Here is a 2,335-nt window from a genome sequence, read left to right as displayed (position 1 = left end):
TGCTCAGGTGGGTGAAGCCATGGCCATGGTCAAAGTGCTTAACCGGATCACGCTATTAGGAATGCCGAACAGTATTCGCATCACGTAACAATCGACCTATGGGGCGCAGTCGTTACAAGTTCTGATTTATTCAACAAAGCCTCCGTGGCATGAATTTTTCTTTTGTACATATGGTTGTACATATTTAAGGTAGTGTAATGACAAATCTCTCTTATGTCGCAGAAGTAGAGCGTAGAAGAACATTTGCAATCATTTCTCACCCCGATGCCGGTAAAACCACCATTACCGAGAAGGTTCTGCTGTTCGGACAGTCCATTCAGACCGCCGGAACGGTGAAGGGGCGCGGTTCGAGCCAGCACGCTAAGTCAGACTGGATGGAGATGGAAAAGCAGCGTGGTATCTCCATCACCACTTCCGTGATGCAGTTCCCGTATCGGGAGGCGCTGGTCAATCTGCTGGATACCCCGGGGCACGAAGACTTCTCTGAAGATACCTACCGCACGTTGACGGCAGTGGACTGCTGCCTGATGGTGATCGATGCGGCAAAAGGCGTCGAAGATCGTACCAGCAAGCTGATGGAAGTAACGCGTCTGCGTGATACGCCAATCCTGACGTTCATGAACAAGCTTGACCGCGATATCCGCGATCCGATGGAGGTGTTGGATGAGGTCGAGAGTGAGCTGAAAATCGACTGTGCGCCGATAACCTGGCCGATTGGTTGCGGCAAGCTGTTCAAGGGCGTTTACCATCTGTACAAGGATGAAGCCTATCTTTATCAGAGCGGTAAGGGCCACACGATCCAGGAAGTGCGTATAGTCAAAGGGTTGAATAACCCGGATCTGGATAAAGCTGTCGGTGAAGATCTGGCCGCACAGCTGCGTGAAGAGCTGGAACTGGTGCAGGGCGCTTCTCATGAGTTTGAGCTGGAGGCTTTCCTGTCTGGTGCGTTGACGCCGGTGTTCTTCGGCACCGCGCTGGGTAACTTCGGTGTCGATCATATGCTGGATGGACTGGTCGCCTGGGCACCTGCGCCGATGCCGCGCAATACGGATACCCGCACCGTTACCGCGCAGGAAGAGAAATTCACTGGTTTCGTGTTCAAGATTCAGGCGAACATGGACCCGAAACACCGCGACCGCGTCGCCTTTATGCGTGTGGTGTCCGGCAAGTATGAAAAGAGCATGAAGCTGCGTCAGGTGCGTACCGGCAAGGATGTGGTCATTTCCGATGCGCTGACCTTTATGGCAGGTGACCGTTCTCATGTGGAAGAGGCATTCCCCGGCGATATCATTGGGTTGCATAACCACGGCACCATCCAGATTGGTGATACCTTTACCCAAGGTGAAGAGATGAAATTCACCGGTATCCCGAATTTTGCGCCGGAACTGTTCCGCCGTATCCGTCTGCGCGATCCGTTAAAGCAGAAACAACTGCTCAAAGGGTTGGTGCAACTCTCGGAAGAGGGGGCAGTACAGGTGTTCCGCACACTGGCCAACAACGATTTGATTGTCGGGGCTGTGGGCGTGTTGCAGTTTGACGTGGTGGTGGCGCGCTTGAAGTCAGAGTACAACGTGGAAGCAATCTATGAATCGGTCAACGTCTCCACCGCACGTTGGGTTGAGTGTGCAGATGGGAAGAAATTTGAAGAGTTCAAGAGCAAGAATGAATTGCATCTGGCGCTCGATGGTGGCGACAACTTGGCTTATGTGGCACCGACCATGGTGAATCTGAATTTGACGCAGGAACGCTACCCAGACGTCACTTTCTTCAAAACCCGAGAGCACTAATTTTCGGCTACTGCGGCTTAGTCGGTTAAAAAACCGGCGTTTAAAAGGATTCTGGCATAGCTTCAGGCTTTTAAAACTCTGGTTTTTTATTTATTAATAAGTTAATCTTATTTTGTTTGATTTCTTCTCGCCCTTTTTCACCACGGACAAATCCGAAATGCCGCCGGAAAGGGACTTTTCCTCCCTATTCCGCTAGTAATCGTCATTCCATGCACTATAGCTAATATCGCGTTAACAATTAGTGAGTTTCACTGCTGGTGATAAATCATGTAGTGCGTTATATCGACTACGTGATATTTGGTAACGTTAAACGCCTGTTTTTTTTGCTGCGTTGCATTGAGTGCCAACACCAGCGTGATTGATGTCCGCGTGGACCCTAGCAAAAGGAAATAATCGATGAAAAACATCGGCTTTGTTGAATAAATCAGAACTTGTAACGACTGCGCCCCATACTGGTCGATTGTTACGTGATGCGAATACTGTTCGGCATTCCTAATAGCGTGATCCGGTTAAGCGCTTTGACCATGGCCATGGCTTCACCCACCTGA

General features: G+C 50.3%; 1 protein-coding gene and 1 pseudogene. One reads left to right on the top strand and one right to left on the bottom strand.

Features of this window, described 5'->3' with window-relative positions:
• The first annotated feature begins 197 nt into the window (after positions 1 to 197).
• On the top strand, positions 198 to 1,787 hold the full coding sequence (gene prfC, locus QZ506_RS16550; protein WP_291972568.1) for a peptide chain release factor 3: 1,590 nt from the start codon (positions 198 to 200) through the stop codon (positions 1,785 to 1,787).
• Positions 1,788 to 2,250: 463 nt separating this feature from the next.
• Here the strand turns inward: prfC and QZ506_RS16545 are convergent.
• Positions 2,251 to 2,335, bottom strand: a pseudogene (locus tag QZ506_RS16545) (lipoprotein); the annotation flags it as partial.

It is taken from the genome of Candidatus Symbiopectobacterium sp. (assembly GCF_020054415.1).
Lineage (GTDB): Bacteria > Pseudomonadota > Gammaproteobacteria > Enterobacterales > Enterobacteriaceae > Symbiopectobacterium.
The sequence above is the reverse complement of the archived record's forward strand: the minus strand, read 5'-3'. Positions and strand labels throughout refer to the sequence as shown.